The following is a 17,973-nucleotide window of genomic DNA, read 5'->3' as shown; positions in this document are numbered from 1 at the left end:
CTCTCACGCCTCATCGCTGCTTACGAGGCGCATCCATCCGAGAGGGAGTCCAGATGCGCTACCGCTTCGCCCTGCCCAGACGTGTGGCCGGCGCTCTCGCCGCCGCCGTCACCCTCGCCGGCCTGCTGGCGACGCCCGCACTTGCCGTGCCCCCGTCGAAGGACGGCGACAGCGCCTCGACGGTCGCCCGCGACACCGCACCGGCCGTTCCCCCGACCGGGTCGACCTTCGGCGCCGTGGACCGGCCCGTACAGGGCCGGCGGTCGGCTCCCGCCGAGCTCCCTCCCCTGCGGGCGGCCACGCCCCCGCACGAACAGGCTGCCGCGAGCGAGCCGAAGGGCGCGTCGAAGGCCGCCTGTTCCCCGGCCGACTTCGGCCGCAGAACCGGCTCCGCACTCGTCGGTTTCGTCAAAGCGTCGGCGATCGACTGCATCAACACTCTGTTCGCCGTCTCCGGCAGCGACGCGTACGCGGTCTTCCGCGAGTCCCAGATGGTCACCGTCGCGAATGCCTTCACGAACGAGGCGCGGAGGTACGGCGGTGACAACTCGGCGCACGCGTGGCAGCTCGTCCTGTTCCTGCGGGCCGGCTACTACGTACAGTTCAACCACCCGTCCGACACCGGTTCCTACGGCGCGGCCCTGAACACGGCCACGGCGCGCGGCCTGGACGCCTTCTTCGCCAGTCGGCACGCGACGGACGTCACCGCCGGGAACGGCGACGTCCTGGGCGACGTCGTCATCCTCACCGACAGCGCCGACCTGCAGGGCCGTTACCTCAGCGTCTACCGGCGCCTCCTCAACGGCTACAACAGCTCCTACGACGCCGTCGACAGCATGGTGGCGGCGGTGAACGACGTCTACACCCCCCTGTGGCGCGGAAACTGGAACACCGCCTACGTCAAGGCGGTCACGGCGGACCCGCGCATCATCGGCACCCTCAGGGCGTTCGCGCTCCAGCACATGGACCTGCTGCGGACGAACCTTTCCTACCTCGACTCCAACGCCGGGATGAACCTCGCACGCTATGTGGAGCACCCCGCGCTCCAGGCCCGCATCAGGCCGCTGGCCAAGGGTCTGCTGGACGCCTCCGGCATCACCGGACCCACGGCACGGTTGTGGGTGGCGGTGGCGACCCAGCTGGACTCCTACGACAGGGCCGATTGCTCGTACTACGACGTCTGTGACCTGACCGGCCGACTGACGAACGCGGCACTGCCCCTCACCCATGCCTGCGACGAGACGCACACCATCCTGGCGCAGTCACTGACTCCCGCCGACCTCGACGCCGCCTGTACCAGCGTGCTGAGCCAGGATCCTTACGTCCACGACCTCGTCAAGGACCAGGGCCCGATACCCGGCCAGTACGTGTCGACGATCCAGCTCGTGGTGTTCGCGAGCCGGACCGACTACCAGACCTATGCCGGTGCGATCTTCGGCGTCAGCACGGACAACGGCGGCATAACCCTGGACGGGGATCCGTCCGACCCCCACAACCAGCCGACTTCGATCATGTACCAGAAGGACAGCGACGACGGCTTCGTGGCCCGGATCTGGAACCTCAACCACGAGTACACCCACTACCTGGACGCCCGCTACGACATGAAGGGCGATTTCACCCAGCAGACGACGGTCCCGGACGTCTGGTGGATCGAGGGGCTGGCCGAATACGTCTCCTACGGCTACCGGAACATCACCGACGACCAGGCGGTCTCCGAGGCGGGCAAGCACACCTACACCCTGAGCACGCTCTTCCAGAACACCTATGCCAACAGCGATGTGACGCGCACCTACCCCTGGGGCTATCTCGCGGTCCGCTACATGTTCGAGAATCACCCTGAGGACATCCAGCGCATGCTCGCCTACTTCCGGGTCGGCGACTACACGGGCGGCTACGCCGTCTACGCCTCCGACATCGGAACCCGCTACGACGCCGACTTCGACACCTGGCTCACCGCGTGCGCGGCGGGCGCCTGCGACGCGCCGGGGCAGGCGTCGTCCTGACCGACGGCCTCAGTCCGGTGCGCCGGCGCGCGGACAGGCCGACCGACCGTGGCAGCGGGGCAGTCCCGCGCTCTCCGTGAGGCGGACGTGAGGGACCCGCTCCGGCCGCGCGCATCGGTCGGCCTCCGCGCGAAGGCAGTGCGCCCCGCCGGAGCCGGACTTCGACAACTCCGCGCCTGTTGCGCTCCCGCCCAGCTGTTTGGTGCCCGCCTCTGGCCCCGGAGACATACCGGACGGTATACAAGCTCCGTCGAACGTGCGGCGGCCGCCCCTCGGTGTCGGCTCCGTGCGAGGCCCCGACCCCAGGGGGAGGAATTCCATGGCGAACGACACGCATCCCGGCAGAGCGACGGTACGTCGCCGACGGCCGGCCGCCTTAGGAGCGGCTCTCGGTGGCTGCGCCCTCCTCGTCGCTTCCGCAGTACCCGCGGCAGCGCACGGCACGGGACTCGGCCGCGCCGCACACTACGTGTCGCTCGGAGACTCCTACACCTCGGGCCCCGGTATCCCGCACCAGGTGGATGCGAACTGCGCCCGCTCCGACCACAATTACCCGTCGCTCGTGGCCGCGCAGCGAAAGGCGACCACGTTCAGGGACGTCAGCTGCGCCGGAGCGACGACCGAGAACATGTGGAAGCCGCAGGGCACCAACGCCCCCCAACTCAACGCGCTGCAAAGGGACACCGACCTGGTGACGATCCAGATCGGCGGCAACGACATCGGATTCGGCTCCATCATTGCCACCTGCGCCCGCCTCAGCTCAAAGGATCTGACGGGAAGCCCGTGCCGGCGCTACTACGACTCGTCCGGGGTCGACCAGTTGGCGGTGCGCACCGCACAGACGGCACCGAAGATCGACCGTGTGCTGCGGGCCGTGCACACCAGGGCACCGCACGCCCGGGTGCTCGTCGTCGGCTACCCCGACCTCCTGCCCGACGACGGCAGCGGCTGCTACCCCTCGGTGCCGTTCGCGGCCCAGGACTTCCCCTATCTGCGGGACACCGAAAAGCGACTGAACCTGATGCTCCGCCTGGTGGCCGAGTGGAATCGCGCGGAGTACGTCGACACCTACGGGCCCACACGCGACCACGACATGTGCAAGGCCCCTGCGGACCGCTGGATCGAACCGTTGCAGCCGACGTCACCGGCAGCCCCCGCACACCCCAACGCCAAAGGTGAGGAAGCCATGGCCGGTGCCGTACTGGGGCTCCCGGGCAAGGGGCGCCCGCGTCACTGAGCGGTCGACAACCCCGACTGACCGGTCCCCACCATGGTCCGCCCCGCGCGCCGGGAACCGTCGGGTGCCGTCCAGCGGACCTCCGCGCTGCTCTGGTCGCTGCCGGTGCCCACGAGTTCCACGGCGGTCCGCGGCAGGTCCTCGAGCAGCACGGCGCCCACCGGCTGCCGCTCCGCGCGCCGGCGTGCGAACGGGATGCCGGCGGCCCGCGCGGTCACCAGGCCCGCCGCCGCGCCGCCCACCTTGGCAGGGCCGTTCGGACCCATCGGGACCAGTGCCCGGTCCCCACGAAGGCGGCGGCGCCTGGAGCGGGACCGCCGACCGCATCCGAGCCGGCCCGCGCGGCCGACCGGACGCACACCGCGGCCGGACTGAGCACGGGTTCGTCGGAGGGGCGGACGGTCCCGGGCCGCACAAGGTGAGCCGGGCACGCGCGCGGACGGGATGGCCCAAGGAGGTGGCCCGAACGGCCCTGTCGGGCACCCGGCGGATCGTCCGAAGGTGGGGTGGCATGCCCACCGGCACGCAGCACGCCCCCGACAGCCGCCCCGCCCCGGAAGGACCCCCATGCCCGCCGACACACAGCAGGCACGCGTAGCCGCCCTCACGGACGAGGAGCTCGCCACCCTGGACGCCCACTGGCGCGCCGCGAACTACCTCTCCGTCGGCCAGATCTACCTCATGGACAACCCCCTGCTGACCGAACGGCTGCGCCCCGAGCACGTCAAGCCGCGCCTGCTCGGCCACTGGGGCACCTCACCCGGCCTCAACCTCGTCCACACCCACCTCAACCGTGTCGTCAAGGCCCGGGGCCTGAACGCCCTGTGCATCTGGGGCCCCGGACACGGCGGACCCGCCGTGCTGGCCAACTCCTGGCTGGAGGGCTCGTACACGCAGACGTACCCGGACGTCACGCGGGACGCGGCCGGCATGGCCCGGCTGTTCAGGCAGTTCTCCTTCCCGGGCGGGGTGCCGAGTCATGTCGCCCCCGAGACGCCGGGCTCGATCCACGAGGGCGGTGAGCTCGGCTACTCGCTCTCCCACGCCTACGGTGCCGCGCTCGACAACCCTGACCTGCTGGTCGCCTGTGTGATCGGTGACGGTGAGGCGGAGACGGGTCCCCTTGCCGCCTCCTGGCACTCCAACAAGTTCCTCGACCCGGTCCATGACGGAGCCGTCCTGCCGATCCTGCACCTCAACGGTTACAAGATCGCGAACCCGACCGTGCTGTCCAGGATCCCCGAGCACGAGCTCGACGACCTCCTGCGCGGCTACGGGCACGACCCCATCCACGTCACCGGCGACGAACCGGCCGCCGTGCACCGCGCGATGGCGCGCGCCATGGACACCGCCCTGGACCGCATCGCGGTCCTCCAACGCGCCGCCCGTGAGGAGGGCGCCTCCGACCGGCCACGCTGGCCGGTGATCGTACTGCGCACCCCCAAGGGCTGGACCGGCCCCGCCGAGGTCGACGGCCTGCCCGTGGAGGGCACCTGGCGCTCCCACCAGGTGCCGCTGGCTGCCGTACGGGACAACCCGGAGCACCTGCTGCAGCTGGAGCGGTGGATGCGCTCCTACCGGCCCGAGGAACTGTTCGACGAGCACGGCGTGCCCTGCGCCGACGTGCTGGCGTGTGTCCCGCAGGGCACCCGCCGACTCGGCGCCACGCCGCACGCCAACGGCGGACTCCTGGTGCGCGAACTGCCCCTGCCGCCGCTGGAGCGGTACGCCGTCGCCGTCGACAAGCCCGGCGCGACCCTGCACGAACCCACCCGCCTCCTCGGCGACATGCTCCAGGACGTCATGCGGGCCACCGCCGACCGGCGCGACTTCCGCCTCGTGGGCCCCGACGAGACCGCATCCAACCGTCTCCAGGCCGTCTACGCCGCCAGCGGCAAGGCTTGGCAGGGCGGCACCCTCGACGTGGACGAACACCTCGACCCGCACGGCCGTGTGATGGAGATCCTGTCCGAACACACCTGCCAGGGCTGGCTGGAGGGCTACCTCCTCACCGGGCGCCACGGAATGTTCTCCTGCTACGAGGCCTTCGTCCACATCGTCGACTCCATGGTCAACCAGCACATCAAGTGGCTGCGAAGCACCCGCCGCCTGCCCTGGCGCGCGCCCATCGCCTCGCTCAACTACCTGTTGACGTCGCATGTGTGGCGCCAGGACCACAACGGCTTCTCCCATCAGGACCCCGGCTTCGTCGACCACATTCTCAACAAGAGCCCGGAGGCGGTACGGGTCTACCTCCCGCCGGACGCCAACACCCTGCTGTCGGTGGCCGACCACGTGCTCCGCAGCCGCGACTACGTCAATGTGGTCGTCGCCGGCAAGCAGCCCTGCTTCGACTGGCTCTCCATGGAGCAGGCCAAGGTCCACTGCGCCCGAGGCGCCGGCATCTGGGACTGGGCCGGCACCGAGGACGGCTCCCGCGAACCCGATGTCGTACTGGCCTGCGCGGGCGACGTACCCACCCAGGAGGTGCTGGCGGCCGCCCAGTTGCTGCGGCGGCACCTGCCCGAGCTCGCCGTGCGCGTGGTGAACGTCGTCGACATCGCCCGGCTGCTGCCGAGCGAGGAACACCCCCACGGCATGAGCGACTTCGAGTACGACGGGCTGTTCACCACGGACAAGCAAGTGATCTTCGCCTACCACGGCTATCCCTGGCTGATCCACCGTCTGGCCTACCGGCGCACCGGCCACCGCAACCTGCACGTGCGCGGCTACAAGGAGATCGGCACCACCACCACGCCGTTCGACATGGTGGTCCGCAACGACCTCGACCGCTACCGCCTGGTCATGGACGTCATCGACCGCGTCCCGGGCCTGGCCGTGCGGGCCGCTGCCGTGCGCCAGCGCATGGTGGACGCCCGGCAGCGCCACCACACGTGGATCCGCGAGCACGGCACCGACCTGCCGGAGGTGGCCGACTGGGCCTGGACCGGCTGAACGCACCTGCCAACGAAGGGCACGGCGCCTCCGCAGCACCCCCGGAGGACGGTCCGGGTGTGTGAGGGGGGAGATCCGAGTGTGTGAGGGAGAGACGAGTGTGTCAGGGAGAGAGGAGGACTGGACGTGATCGCTGTCGTGGGGCGTTCCGTCCTCGCGGGGCCCGGGCATGCGGCGCCCTGCGAGGGGGCGCCATGAAGGCCGGGAAGGTGCCTGCCACCAGGGCGGGCGCGCGCATGGTCGAGCTGGGCCGGGAGGAGGCGCTCGAGCTGCTGGCGAACGTGCCCCTCGGACGTGTCGGCTTCACTCGGCAGGCCTTGCCCGTCATTCGGCCCGTCAACCACCTGGTCCACGGGGGCAACGTGGTGATCCGCACGCACTCGGGCTCCGGTCTGCTGAACCGATCCCTGGGTCCGGAGGTGGTGGCGTACGAGGCCGACGAGATCGACCCGGACACGCACACCGGTTGGAGCGTGGTGCTGACCGGTGTCGCGACCCGGATCACGGACCCGGACGATCTGGCCCGCTGTCAGAGCCTGCTGGTCCCCTGGATCGACGCAGAGATGGCCCACATGGTGCGCATCGTGCCGGAGCTCGTCACCGGCTACCGGCTGGAGGCGGCAACGTCCTGGGCCCGTGTCGGCCGCCCGCCACCATGACTTCCACGATGTCCGGCTGGGGACGGCGTGTCGGCGACCGCGTGCAGTACTGCGAGAGTCGGTCACCGGATGACGCCACGAAACAGGGCCGATCGGCCCTCTCCCTTCGTCCCGGATTCGGGAAGGATCCTGGGGAATCCGAAGACATCACAAGGAGTCAAGGAGTCCCCGATGGCGGACAGTGAGCAGGCGGGCCCCGGTACCCCGATCCGGGTCTTCCTCCTGGACGACCACGAGGTGGTGCGGCGCGGGGTGCACGACCTGCTGGACGACGAACCGGACATCACGGTGGTCGGCGAGGCCGCCACCGTCGAGCAGGCCCTGGTCCGCGTTCCCGCCCTGCGCCCGGACGTGGCCGTCCTCGACGTCCGCCTGCCGGACGGCGACGGTGTGACCGTGTGTCGGGAGCTGCGCTCGCGCCTGCCGGAACTGGCCTGCCTCATGCTGACCTCGTTCGACGATGAAGAGGCGCTCCTGGACTCGATCATGGCGGGCGCGTCCGGCTACGTCCTGAAGCAGATCCAGGGCTCGGACCTGGTCTCCGCCGTGCGGACCGTGGCCCGCGGCCAGTCGCTGCTCGACCCGACCGCCACCACCAAGCTCATGGCCCGGCTGCGCGGAGGGCAGCAGGAGGAGCCCGAGCCGGACTCCCTGCCCGGCCTGACCCAGCGGGAGCGGGAGATCCTGGCCCTGATCGGGGAGGGCCTGACCAACCGGCAGATCGGCGAGCGGCTGTACCTCGCCGAGAAGACGGTGAAGAACCACATTTCCCGCCTGCTGGCCAAGCTCGGCGTGGAGCGGCGCATCCAGGCCGCCGTCATCGCCACCCAGGCCCGGGACCGCGGGCTCGGGCAAGGTCACTGACGGCACGCGCCGTGGCGCCCTCGACCGAAAGGGCCGGCGGCACCAGCGGTGTGGGGCGTGCCGCCATTGGAGTAATGGGCGCCTGGATCTTTTTCCCGTGTCACGCTGTGGTCTTGTTTGATCATGGTCGTACCAGGAGGCCGGGGTGTACCGCTCGCTTGTGGGACTGCATGAGTGGATCCGTCGCGACCTTGCGCGCCGCGAGCCCCGTGCCCCGCTGCCCGGCCCCCTCGTCGGCACGGGCCCCCTCGGCCGGACCGTCACCGGGAGGGCTGCCGAGACCGGCCATCGGGCCCTCGGGCGGTCGTGATGGCGGGAGAGGAGGAGGGGAGGGAAACCAAGCCGCTGCGCCTTTCCGATCTGCGTATGCGGCTGCGCGCCGAGCTGGGCCGGATCGACGAGCAGCTGCGCGCCCTGCTCGCCGCCATGGACCGGCTGCAGGGTTTGCTGGATGCGGTGGTGGCCATCAGTCGCGAGATGGAGCTGCCCGCGGTGCTGGACCGGATCGTGACCACTGCCATGGAACTCGTCGGCGCCCGCTACGGGGCGCTCGGAGTGCTCAACGAGTCCGGGGAGTACCTGGAGCAGTTCATCGCTGCCGGTCTGTCCGACCAGGAGCGCGCCGACCTGGCCGAGACCGGCCTTCCGCGCGGCCGAGGCGTCCTCGGGCATCTCATCCGCCACCCCGAGCCACTGCGGGTCGACGACATCTCCGCCCACCCGTCCTCCGTCGGCTTCCCGGCAGGCCACCCGCACTTGCGTACCCTGCTCGGCGTCGCCATCAGTGTGCGTGGCGAGATCTACGGTGACCTCTACCTCTCCGAGCGGCACGACGGACAGCCCTTCGATGTCCACGACGAGAACATCGTCGTCGCCCTGGCCAGCGCCGCAGGCATCGCGATCGAAAACGTGCGTTTGTTCGAACGAGTTCGTGCCAGTTCCGAGCAGTTCCAGCGGCTCCTCCTGCCGACCCTGCCCGACCTGCGGCCTTTCGCGGCCTCCGCCATCTACCGGCCCGCTGCCCAGCCCAGTCGACTCGGCGGAGACTGGTACGACGCCGTTCTGCTGCCCGACAATGTGGTGGCTGTCGTCATCGGTGACGTGGTCGGCCACGATCTGCATGCCGCGGCCGCCATGGCCTCCACGCGCAATATGCTGCGCGCTCTGCTGTTCGACCAGCGCAATCCGCCCGGCGCGGTCCTCGCCCAGCTCGACCGCACCCTCCAGGCCCTCACCGACAACCCCGTCGTCACCACCAGCCTGGCTCGCATCGAACCCGCCGGACCGGCCTGGAGGCTCCGCTGGAGCAGCGCGGGCCACGTTCCACCGCTTTTGATCGCCTCGGGGCGGCCGGCGGAATTCCTCTTCGCCGACCCCGGGCTGCCGCTCGGGGTCGACACCGAGTACCCCCGCCCGGAGCACACCCGCCTGCTGGCCCCGGGCACCACCCTGGTTTTCTTCACCGACGGGCTCGTCGAGCACCCCGACCACCCCATCGACGAGAGCCTGAACCAGCTCGCCGAGCTCGCCACCGCCCATGCCGCGCTGTCGCTGGAAGACTTCGTCCAGGTACTGGCCGACCGCCACCCCAGCGACGGCCACGACGACATGGCCATCCTCGCCCTGCGCACCCCTCTTGCCTGAACCCGCGCCTTGCCTGAACCCGCGCCTTGCCTGAACCCGCGCCGCGGCGACAGGACGGGTCACCGGGCGGTACCCCAGCAGCCCCCTCCGGGAGCGGGTCGCCGCTCCGGACCGGCGGTGACGTGGTGGATTCGGGGCGACCGACGGACGATGGACTACGGGGGCGAAAGCCGATGGGGAGAGCTCCCGATGTCAGTCGCGCGGCATGAGACCCTCCGACGCGGAGGGGTCGTTGCCCTGGAGATCTGTGCCGTCACCGCGCTGTACTACGCCTCGGGCAAATTGGGGCTGATCCAGCAGTTGGTGCGTGGCCAGGTCTCCCCGCTGTGGCCGCCGACCGGGATTGCCCTGGCCGGCCTGCTCCTCCTGGGCCCGCGCATCTGGCCGGGGATCGCACTCGGCGCGCTTCTGGTCAACATCTCGCTCGGGCCGTCGGTCCCCGCCGTACTGGCGATCATGGTGGGAAACACGCTCGCACCCCTCTGCTCGTATCTGCTCCTCCGCCGTGCCGGCTTCCGCACCGAAATGGACCGATTGCGGGACGCGCTCGTGCTGGTCTTCCTCGGCGCGTTCACCGGAACGCTCGTCAGCGCGACGGTGGGGAGCGGCACCCTCTTCCTCGCCCACGCATTGCCCGCTGCCGGGTTCTGGCCGACGTGGTCGGTGTGGTGGACCGGCGACGCGATGGGGGTCCTGCTGGTCGCGCCGGTCCTGCTCGTCCTGTACTCGGCCCGTCCGCCGAAGGGGGTTCCGCCGGCGCGATGGGCGGAGGGATTGCTCCTCCTGGCGGCCACCGTCTGTGTCGGCTTCCTCGAAACCGCACAGACGCCGCTCCTGTTCCTCGGCTTCCCGCTGCTCATCTGGGCGGCCTTCCGCTTCCAGCGGGCCGGGGCCGCACCCTGCGCACTGGCCGTGTCAATTTTCGCCATTGCCGCGGCTGCCCGGAAGTCGGGCCCGTTCGCCGGTCACGACCTGCTCACCAGCATGATCAGTCTGCAGGCGTTCAACGGCTCCGTGGCCCTGACGGCGCTGCTTCTCGCGGCAGCCGTCACCGAGCGCAACCAGACCCAGAAGGAGATCGAGCGGGCCTGCGGTCAACTCGCCGAGATGGTCGCGAGGATCACATCGGGCGGCGACCATCACCCGACGCACCCCGACGGCGAGGGCGGACAGGGGGACGAGTCAGCCGACGGAGGACCGACCCCGGGACCGTGGTGATCCGTCAGGTGAGGGGATGCGGCGACAGGACGGTGAGCCAGAGGAGGGCGATGGTGCCGGCTCCCATCAGCGGGGTGAGTATCTCGGTCTCCAGCTTGTTGCCGCTGCTCTTGATCAACACGATTTCGTACGGGGTCTTGAGCGGCCACAGCCAGGGGGCACCGTGCTTGGTGAGGGAGTCGCCGAGCAGGTGTGCCAGACAGCCGAGCCCGATGGCATAGGGGAGCCAGCCGGGCGTGGAGGGGATGAACTTGTCGATGGCCGCGGTGCCCAGTCCGGCCAGGGCCACGATGGTGCCCCAGGCGTGGAAGCCGTGGCCAGGAGGACAGAGATTCAGCGCCCGCACGGCCAGCGCCAGCAGGAAGAAGGTGGTGCCGAGAGTGAAGGGCCTGCCCAGGTAGGTGATTCCGGCCCAGCTGCCGAAGGACATGAGGGCGACGAAGAACAGGGAGTGCGTCGCATGGCGGTGACCGCCGGAGATCCAGGCCACGAACCTGCAGAGCAACTTGGAGACCGGGCCGAGGAAGTTGGCGATCGTCCCGTCGTGGTGATCCAGGTCGGGCAGCAGCGCGGCGCCCGCGCACAACACGGTGCCCATGAGGATTTCCTGCGGCGCAAGATGCGTGTGCAGAACCAGCGGCGGGACGTAGGGCGCGGTGCCCGCGAAGATCAGCGCGCCGCTCACGGCATGCGAATGACCCATCATGGTGCGTTTCTCTCCCCCGATTCGGCGCCACCGGTGTGGCGCGGGCGGTATACCGGTGCGTCAGAGATTGGTGAGGCGCTCGCCCTTGCGGTCCTCGAGTATGTGGTCCACACACACGGCGAGGACGATCATGAGCAGCGCGTCCGGCTCACTCATCACGTCGACCGCATACGCGTCGCGGATGCTGAACCAACGACGCGAGATGCGGGCCAGCGTGCTGCCGTCGTACCGGACGTCGAATTCGCGGTCCCAGACGTTTCCGGCTATGCGCAGCCGCCGCCCGTCCCTGAGGGTGGCGCTGAAGTGGTCCCCGAAGATCCGGAACATGCGCTTACTGATCCGGCCCACCACCGCGCCGTTCTGCTTGATCAGGATCGTGTGGTGAAGCGTGAGGGCCTTCCTGACGATGCCGGCCACCTGATTGCCCTCGACGTCCACGAAGTGGAACGTGGTCCGCAGCCGGAGCAGTTTGCGGTCGACCCTGAACAGCTTCTCCCGGTGCTCGGTCTCGACCCAGGCTTCCTCGTGGAACGCAAGCATGCGATCGCGTACCAGATAGCGCATGGAAAACCCCGTCCAGATCGTTCAGTTGCCGGGTGGCGCGGTCTCGTCAGGACAGACGCCAGGCAGGAAGATGCCAAGAAGCTCTGCAGGGATAATAGTTGCACCCTTGCGCAAGGCGGCAAGCGCATCTGCACGTGAACCGGGGAGGCATGAGTGAACATCACACGTCGGCGGAGGAGCCGTACCACGGCTGTGCTCCTGGGGGTGCTGCTCGGCTTGGTGCTCGCGGTGCCTGCGGCGTCCGCGCAGAGCGGCGAACGAGCAGGATTCGGCAACAGTCAGTCGGCGGTGACGGGCAGCCCCGCGCGCGCCGTTTCTGCACTCTCCGGTACCTCGGCCGACGCCGCCCGTCTCCGGCAGACCTCGTCGGCGCATCGAGTCGCGGTGGTTCGGTCACGCAAGGGGAAGGCCGGGAAGAAGGGCGGGTTCCTCAAGAAGCTCGGCATCTTCCTGCTGGTCGTCGTGGTCGTCGTGATCCTCATCGTGGTCCTGCTGGTCTGGCTGCTGGTCCGCGCCGTTCGGCGGCATCGCCGCCGCCGCGCCCTGTAGCAGGGCAGGAGCACCGCCCCTGGCGCAAGACGGTGGCCGCGGCGCTGCCCAGGCTTCGGCGGCCTTGGCCGCAGGCCCCCGGCGACCACCCGGAGACGGAGAAGGCCCCCGTCACTTCTCCGACGGGCCGACGGGGACCTTGAGCGGGCGGGCCAGGCCGGACACCGCCTCGTCCAGGCGCTGCAGATGGCGCAGCACGCGGTCGGTGACCCGGTCGTACCTGGGTGTGCCGAGGGTGCCCGGCTTGAGCATGGACGCGATGCTGGGGCCCGTCTCCAGCACGGGGCTGCTGCGCTCGTCCGTGAGGCGCGCGGAGATCGCCTCGATGTTGTGCACGATGCGCCGTCCCGCGCGGCGCAGGCGGGGATCCGCCGCGATGGAAGGGTGCGCGGGCAGCAGTTCCGCGGTCGCGGCCAGTGAGCGCGCGTGGTAGGCGCAGGTCTCCAGCATCGCCACGACGTGGCGGGCGGTGTCCCGGCGCGCCCGCAGGGGCGTGATCGGATGGGTGAGCGGCTGAGTCGAGGCGCGCAGGTCGGCCAGCGCCTGGTCCAGGTCGCGGGCCTTGTCGAGGAGGTCGGCCGCGGGCCCGCCGCTGAGCTGGTCGACCGCCGCTTCGGTGACGTCGCCGAGCCGGGTCAGCACGGTGACGAGCAGTTCGTTCGTACGACGATCGGTGTGGATCGGCAGTACCACCGCCGCCGCGACGACTCCGCAGACCGCGCCCAGCACGGTCTCCTCGATGCGAAGGAGCAGCACCGAGGGGCTGTAGTTGTTGAGCAGGGTGTAGAGAAGTCCCAGCATCGCGGTGACGAAGAAGGACATCAGCGTGTAGGACAGGGGCGCCGTGTAGAACATCGCGAAGATGCACACCAGCACCAGGGCGAACGCGGTCCAGGTGTGATGCCCCACCAGCGCCGCCAGCCCGATGCCCGCCACCACGCCGAGGACGGTTCCCAGCACCCGGCGGTACCCCTTGACCAGGATCTCTCCGGTGGACGCGGTGTTGATGAACACGATCCAGCAGGTCAGCACCGCCCAGTACCACCGCTGACTGGAGAGGAACTCTCCGCCGACGATGGCGAGCGCCGATCCCACGGCCACCTGCACCGCCGCACGCGTGGTGGGGCGTTTCAGCCCGCCGGGTTCCCCGTCCTCCCGCTCCGCCTTCTCACTGCCGCTGATGGCGGCGTCCTCCGCGTCCAGTTCCTCGCGTGAGCGGGTCGTCGCGGGCGTGTCGTCGGACTCGTCCTGCGGCCCGTCGAGGGCGATCCGCAGCCCCAGTACCGCGCGCGCCGCCTCTCCGATGCCCCGGAAGGCGTCCTGGACGGCGGGCGGCGCGGGCGGCAGGTTGTCCTCCTCCCGGTAGCCGAGGAGACGGTTGCGTACGTGGGACAGCGCGGTGCCCGTCTCCTGCGCGACGGGCCGCAGCACGAGGAGACGCAGCGCCTCGAGGTCGCGGCGCAGCGTGTCGGTCGTCTCGTCCCGCTCGGGCAGCGGGCGGCCTGCGGGGACAGGGGCTCCGGGCAGGTGCAGGGTGAGCGTGTCTGCCCGCCCGGCGCCGCGCGCGGTGAGCAGCAGCAGCCCCAGTCGTTCAGCGGCGATCTCGGCATCGGCGATACGGCGTTGCACGAGCCGGGCCACCGTCTCGTCGGGCGTTCCCTGCTCGAGGCGCCCTTGGATCATCACGGCGGTCTCGTGCAGAGCCGCGGTCCTGCGGCGCGTCTCCTCGAGGGCCTTCTCCATGTCCTGCGGACCCGCGTCGAACAACGCGATCTGCGCCTGGATCAGTTGGGCGAGTCGGGTCCTGAAGGCCCGGCGCAACCGGTCCAGGGTGCCCGAGGGCGTCTCGGGCACCAGGGCGAAGCGCACCGCGGCGCTGCACACGAAGGCGATGGTGATCGCCCCGTAGAGCCCCGGCAGCGTCCGGGCGGTCGCGCCGACGAACAGGGAGAGGAAGTAGACCTGGAATCCGATCAGTCCCAGGGCCGTACCGCGGTCGCCGAACCGGCGGCCGTAGACGGCGCAGAAGATGAGAACGACGAAGAAGACGTCCCCGGCCACGAGGCGGGAGTTCAGCAGAGCGCCGAGCGACACCGACACGAGCGCCACGAGGAGGCCCAGAGCGAGCGTGACGGCCTGCCGGGCCCGTTCCTTCTCGCGGATGGCGAAGGTCGCGGCCATGGCCGACAAGGCGCCCGCCACCAGAAGCATTACGCCGACCCGAAGGAGGGCCAGAGCGGCCAGGGTGAGCGTGATGGCGGCCACGGTTCGGAGACCGGCCGTGAGTCGCAGAAGTCCGGGGTCGGATGCCGCGACGCGATCCCCCAATTTGACCCGAACCGACCGACTCGTCGCCCTCACTCCGCTGCCCTCTGCCGCGTCCGTCATGATCCAGTCCCAGCATGGCACGCCGCGCCCGGCCTCCGGACCGTGGGTGCCGCGGATACCCGGATCTGCGCCCGTCGCGCGGATGACCGGCCGTCGTGCCGTCCGCCCTGACGCCGGGTCACCGTCCGGCCGTGAGACGCCGCCCCGTCCCCCCGGTCGATCGCCCTCCCGGCCCCGGAGTTGCCCGTGACCGAACCGTCCTGGCCCGCCGCGGTTGCCGCCGACCACCTCGCACAGGTCAGGACACCGGCCGAACTGGCGTGGACGCGCCGTGGGTCTCGGTCGGGCCCGACAGCAGGACCGTCTGGGCTCCGCTGGTCAAGGGCGCACCCCTCATCGTCATCGGGGCGCTGCGCATGGGCCTCATGATGGCCAGGGGACGGGGCACGTCGGCGGGGTCCGGGAAGGCGGGTCTGGTGATCGGGAACCTGGCCGTCGCGTTCCCGTTGCTGTGGGCGGGCGCGCTGGGCGCCCTGTGCTGGGCCAATGCGGGTATCCGCCTCGAGGACGGCGTGCTCACGGTGCGGAACCGGTGGAACCGGTGGAACCGCAAGTCCTCCACAGCCGATCTGACGGTGTCACACGGTGGCCGGGCTGCTTCACCCCGGGTGCCCGGTGCGGGCCCCGGCGTCCTTCAGATGTGCCAGGAACCACTGGTCGGCGGCCTGGGCCACCTGCTCCAGGGCGCCGGGTTCCGCGAACAGGTGCGTGGCACCCGGCACGACGACGATCTCATTCGGACCCGACAGCTTCTCGGCGGCCTTCCGGTTGAGATCGAGGACCATTTCGTCGTTGCCTCCGACGATGAGGAGGACCGGTGCCGAGACCCGCTCGAGGGCGTCGCCCGCCAGATCCGGCCGTCCGCCCCGGGAGACCACCGCATACACCCGCTCGGGCTCCTCGGCCGCCGCGACCAGCGCCGCGGCCGCCCCGGTACTGGCCCCGAACAGGCCTACCGGGAGCCCTCTGGTGTTCGGCTCCTGCGCCAGCCAGCCCATGGCCGCGACAAGGCGCCGGCTCAGCAGCCCGATGTCGAAGCGGTACTGACCCGCTGCCGCGTCCTCGCGCTCCTCACGCTCGGTCAGCAGGTCGAGGAGCAAGGTGCCCAGTCCGGCCTTGTGCAGTGCGGCCGCGACCGCGCGGTTGCGCGGACTGAAGCGGGAGCTGCCACTGCCGTGCGCGAACAGCACCACCGCCGGTGCCGGGCCCGGAACCACGAGGTCGCCCTCGAGCACGGCTCCCTCTGCGGGAATCACCACCAACTCGGAGATCATCTCGTCCACCTCTCCGCGGCCGTCCGATGTCCGATGCACTGCGGGTACCCGCGCTCGAGCGAGAAGGCACGCGCCGGAACCCGTCCCGGATCATCTCGCCGACCGCGTCCGTCCGCCCGCGCGCCACCGGGGCGCTCGGGCTGACCGTGCTGCTCCGGGTGTGGTGCCGGGCCGGTCCCCTGCGGACTCCCGGTCCGGCCCGCGGCACATGCCTCCTGTCGGGACCGGACGACGAACTGCTCGAACCCGGGGCCCGGCCGTTCGTCCGGATCGGTGACGCGTCAGGCGCCGGGAGGGGAGAGACCGACCTTCGAGCAGGTCCAGTACCGGTTCAGCGCCTTCTTCAGTTCGTCCAGCTCGGGATCCGGCAGGGCACCGCCCTGCGCGAACTTCAGTATGTGCTCGGCGACGACGCGCAGCTTGGTGTTCGTGCGCTGCGAGACGTCGCGCAGGACCTGCCAGGCCTCCTCCGGCGCGACCTGTCCGAGGACGACCACCGCGCCCATGGCCTGGTCGATGGTGGCGTGGGACGTCACGGCGCGCCGGAGTTGCGCGTTCTCCTCGTAGAGCTGGTCGAGTTCGGTCGCCAGATCGGCGGTGGAGAGCAGGTGCAGAGGCTGCTGCTTCGATATCTCAAAGAACGCCATGATGGTGCCCCTGGGGGATAGCGAGCGGTTCGCAGTTACAGCTTCCCCCAGGTCGGCGCCGTGGACGACCCGGACCATGTGGGATGCGTCTCCCGGTCCGGGCCCCGCTCACGGCTACGCGGTGCGCGGCCTGCGGGCCGTCTTCTTCGCTGTGGTCTTCTTGGTGGTCTTCTTCGCCGCGGTCTCCTTCGCGGGTGCCTTCTTCGCCGCCTTCCTGGCGGCGGCCTTCTTCTCGGGCAGCTCGTGGACCTCGGCCTCCGCCCCCTCACCGCGCGAGGCCCTCGCCTGGGCCACGGACGCCTGGAGCGCGGTCATCAGATCCAGCACCTTGCCGGGCGCTGCCTCCGGCTCCGGCACCTCGGGCGGCGCGTGCCCCTCCCGCTTGGCCTCGATCACCTGCTGGAGCGCCTCCGTGTAGTGATCGACGAAGTCGGGGCCCTCGAGGTCGTCGCGGGTCATGCGGTCGATGAGGTGCTCGGCCTCGGCGATCTCGTCCTCGGTGAGCCTGACCTGCGGTGGAGCCAGCTCGCCCGGGTCCCGGATCTCGTCCGGCCAGCGCATCGCGTGCAGCACGATCGCCTCGTCCCGCACCCGCAGCAGGCCGAGCCTCTCCCGGCCGTGCCAGGCGAACTTCGCCACCGCGACCTTCGACGTCCTCTCCAGCGCCTTGCGCAGCAGCGCATACGGCTTCGCGGCCACCGTTCCGGAGGCCTGGAGGTAGTAGCCCTCGCCGATGCGGATGGGGTCGATCGACTCGGCCGGTACGAACGCGGCGATCTCGATGGCCCGCGCCGTCGGCAGGGGCAGCTGCCGCAACTCCTCGTCCAGGACGGGAACGACCTGGTCCTTGGAGATCTCGTAGCCCTTGCCGATCTCCTCGGGCTGCACCTCCCGGTCCTCGGCCTCGCAGAACTTCCGGACGCGGACCCGGCCCATGTCCTCCACGTGGTACTGGTGAAAGCGGATGCTGTGGTCCTCGGTCGCCGGGACCACGTTGACCGGGATCGTGACCAGGCCGAAGCTGATCGCTCCCGACCAGATGCTCCGGGGCATCGCAGACCTCCGTGACGTGCCCCGAGGGCACCAGCCTACGAAGGGCCCCGCCCGGCGGCACGGCGGAGCGGTCCGCGTGGAGGGCGGCGCCGCGCGCGGACCCGTGCGTGGTCGTCGCCGTACGGGTCCGTGGGCGCGCCTCGCTCCAACGGCGAGCGCTCGGTGAACCACGGACGAACTCTTGGTTTCCATGCCCCCCGTGTGGCTGTTGG

The 17,973-nt window shown here is 70.4% G+C and carries 15 protein-coding genes; 8 read left to right on the top strand and 7 right to left on the bottom strand.

Annotated elements, in window-relative coordinates:
- The first annotated feature begins 53 nt into the window (after window positions 1-53).
- Together AAW14_RS13205 and AAW14_RS13200 are read left to right on the top strand one after the other, a co-directional pair.
- Window positions 54-2,003 carry a collagenase gene (locus AAW14_RS13205; protein ID WP_265563423.1) on the top strand — a complete coding sequence of 650 codons (1,950 nt, stop codon included), beginning with the start codon at window positions 54-56 and terminating at the stop codon, window positions 2,001-2,003.
- 319 nt (window positions 2,004-2,322) lie between these two features.
- Window positions 2,323-3,240, top strand: coding sequence for an SGNH/GDSL hydrolase family protein (locus AAW14_RS13200; RefSeq protein ID WP_265563421.1), 918 nt, complete (start codon window positions 2,323-2,325; stop codon window positions 3,238-3,240).
- On the opposite strand, the gene AAW14_RS13195 is transcribed toward AAW14_RS13200, so the two are convergent.
- Window positions 3,234-3,506, bottom strand: coding sequence for a hypothetical protein (locus AAW14_RS13195; protein WP_265563419.1), 273 nt, complete (start codon window positions 3,504-3,506; stop codon window positions 3,234-3,236). The two genes, AAW14_RS13200 and AAW14_RS13195, sit on opposite strands and share 7 nt — an antisense overlap.
- 301 nt (window positions 3,507-3,807) lie before the next feature.
- Between AAW14_RS13195 and AAW14_RS13190 the strand changes: the two genes are divergently transcribed.
- The 5 genes from AAW14_RS13190 to AAW14_RS13170 all read left to right on the top strand — a co-directional run bounded on the left by AAW14_RS13190 (window position 3,808) and on the right by AAW14_RS13170 (window position 10,580).
- On the top strand, window positions 3,808-6,195 hold the full coding sequence (locus tag AAW14_RS13190; protein WP_265563417.1) for a phosphoketolase: 2,388 nt from the start codon (window positions 3,808-3,810) through the stop codon (window positions 6,193-6,195).
- Window positions 6,196-6,389: 194 nt separating this feature from the next.
- A complete protein-coding gene (locus tag AAW14_RS13185) occupies window positions 6,390-6,854 on the top strand; it encodes a pyridoxamine 5'-phosphate oxidase family protein (RefSeq protein ID WP_265563415.1) in 465 nt (154 codons plus the stop codon).
- A gap of 171 nt (window positions 6,855-7,025) precedes the next feature.
- Window positions 7,026-7,718 (top strand): response regulator, encoded by a 693-nt coding sequence (locus AAW14_RS13180; protein WP_265563413.1) that lies wholly within the window; start codon window positions 7,026-7,028, stop codon window positions 7,716-7,718.
- Between the two features lie 366 nt (window positions 7,719-8,084).
- A complete protein-coding gene (locus tag AAW14_RS13175; protein WP_416223296.1) occupies window positions 8,085-9,362 on the top strand; it encodes a PP2C family protein-serine/threonine phosphatase in 1,278 nt (425 codons plus the stop codon).
- Window positions 9,363-9,551: 189 nt separating this feature from the next.
- The gene (locus tag AAW14_RS13170) at window positions 9,552-10,580 is read left to right on the top strand and encodes an MASE1 domain-containing protein (RefSeq protein WP_265563409.1); all 1,029 of its coding nucleotides are present in this window, start codon (window positions 9,552-9,554) and stop codon (window positions 10,578-10,580) included.
- Between the two features lie 4 nt (window positions 10,581-10,584).
- Here AAW14_RS13170 and AAW14_RS13165 read toward each other — a convergent pair whose 3' ends face one another.
- Entirely contained in the window at window positions 10,585-11,286 is a 702-nt protein-coding gene (locus AAW14_RS13165) for a metal-dependent hydrolase (protein ID WP_265563407.1), read from the bottom strand.
- Between the two features lie 60 nt (window positions 11,287-11,346).
- Window positions 11,347-11,850 (bottom strand): LURP-one-related/scramblase family protein, encoded by a 504-nt coding sequence (locus tag AAW14_RS13160; RefSeq protein ID WP_265563405.1) that lies wholly within the window; start codon window positions 11,848-11,850, stop codon window positions 11,347-11,349.
- 153 nt (window positions 11,851-12,003) lie between these two features.
- On the opposite strand from AAW14_RS13160, the gene AAW14_RS13155 reads away from it, so the two are divergent.
- Window positions 12,004-12,399 (top strand): hypothetical protein, encoded by a 396-nt coding sequence (locus tag AAW14_RS13155; RefSeq protein ID WP_265563403.1) that lies wholly within the window; start codon window positions 12,004-12,006, stop codon window positions 12,397-12,399.
- A gap of 111 nt (window positions 12,400-12,510) precedes the next feature.
- Here the strand turns inward: AAW14_RS13155 and AAW14_RS13150 are convergent, their stop codons facing one another.
- The 4 genes from AAW14_RS13150 to AAW14_RS13135 form a co-directional block, all read right to left on the bottom strand.
- Window positions 12,511-14,787 carry an FUSC family protein gene (locus tag AAW14_RS13150; RefSeq protein ID WP_265563401.1) on the bottom strand — a complete coding sequence of 759 codons (2,277 nt, stop codon included), beginning with the start codon at window positions 14,785-14,787 and terminating at the stop codon, window positions 12,511-12,513.
- Between the two features lie 599 nt (window positions 14,788-15,386).
- Window positions 15,387-16,061 (bottom strand): dienelactone hydrolase family protein, encoded by a 675-nt coding sequence (locus AAW14_RS13145; protein ID WP_265563399.1) that lies wholly within the window; start codon window positions 16,059-16,061, stop codon window positions 15,387-15,389.
- A 281-nt stretch (window positions 16,062-16,342) separates the two neighbouring features.
- A complete protein-coding gene (locus AAW14_RS13140; RefSeq protein WP_265563397.1) occupies window positions 16,343-16,708 on the bottom strand; it encodes an ANTAR domain-containing protein in 366 nt (121 codons plus the stop codon).
- Between the two features lie 114 nt (window positions 16,709-16,822).
- Window positions 16,823-17,761, bottom strand: coding sequence for a Ku protein (locus tag AAW14_RS13135; protein WP_265563395.1), 939 nt, complete (start codon window positions 17,759-17,761; stop codon window positions 16,823-16,825).
- Window positions 17,762-17,973 lie beyond the last annotated feature (212 nt).

Origin of the sequence: Streptomyces hygroscopicus (assembly GCF_026168105.1) — a bacterium.
Taxonomy (GTDB): Bacteria; Actinomycetota; Actinomycetes; order Streptomycetales; family Streptomycetaceae; genus Streptomyces; species Streptomyces hygroscopicus_D.
Note: the sequence above shows the minus strand (reverse complement) of the source record. Positions and strands in the feature narration are given on the sequence as shown.

Excerpts from the sequence above, each read along its gene's own strand:
- AAW14_RS13145 (WP_265563399.1), bottom strand. The coding sequence starts at position 16,061 with ATGATCTCCGAGTTGGTGGTGATTCCCGCAGAGGGAGCCGTGCTCGAG.
- AAW14_RS13190 (WP_265563417.1), top strand. The coding sequence starts at position 3,808 with ATGCCCGCCGACACACAGCAGGCACGCGTAGCCGCCCTCACGGACGAG.
- AAW14_RS13170 (WP_265563409.1), top strand. The coding sequence starts at position 9,552 with ATGTCAGTCGCGCGGCATGAGACCCTCCGACGCGGAGGGGTCGTTGCC.
- AAW14_RS13135 (WP_265563395.1), bottom strand. The coding sequence starts at position 17,761 with ATGCCCCGGAGCATCTGGTCGGGAGCGATCAGCTTCGGCCTGGTCACG.
- AAW14_RS13180 (WP_265563413.1), top strand. The coding sequence starts at position 7,026 with ATGGCGGACAGTGAGCAGGCGGGCCCCGGTACCCCGATCCGGGTCTTC.
- AAW14_RS13140 (WP_265563397.1), bottom strand. The coding sequence starts at position 16,708 with ATGGCGTTCTTTGAGATATCGAAGCAGCAGCCTCTGCACCTGCTCTCC.
- AAW14_RS13185 (WP_265563415.1), top strand. The coding sequence starts at position 6,390 with ATGAAGGCCGGGAAGGTGCCTGCCACCAGGGCGGGCGCGCGCATGGTC.
- AAW14_RS13165 (WP_265563407.1), bottom strand. The coding sequence starts at position 11,286 with ATGATGGGTCATTCGCATGCCGTGAGCGGCGCGCTGATCTTCGCGGGC.
- AAW14_RS13150 (WP_265563401.1), bottom strand. The coding sequence starts at position 14,787 with ATGACGGACGCGGCAGAGGGCAGCGGAGTGAGGGCGACGAGTCGGTCG.
- AAW14_RS13200 (WP_265563421.1), top strand. The coding sequence starts at position 2,323 with ATGGCGAACGACACGCATCCCGGCAGAGCGACGGTACGTCGCCGACGG.
- AAW14_RS13175 (WP_416223296.1), top strand. The coding sequence starts at position 8,085 with ATGCGGCTGCGCGCCGAGCTGGGCCGGATCGACGAGCAGCTGCGCGCC.
- AAW14_RS13205 (WP_265563423.1), top strand. The coding sequence starts at position 54 with ATGCGCTACCGCTTCGCCCTGCCCAGACGTGTGGCCGGCGCTCTCGCC.
- AAW14_RS13195 (WP_265563419.1), bottom strand. The coding sequence starts at position 3,506 with ATGGGTCCGAACGGCCCTGCCAAGGTGGGCGGCGCGGCGGCGGGCCTG.
- AAW14_RS13160 (WP_265563405.1), bottom strand. The coding sequence starts at position 11,850 with ATGCGCTATCTGGTACGCGATCGCATGCTTGCGTTCCACGAGGAAGCC.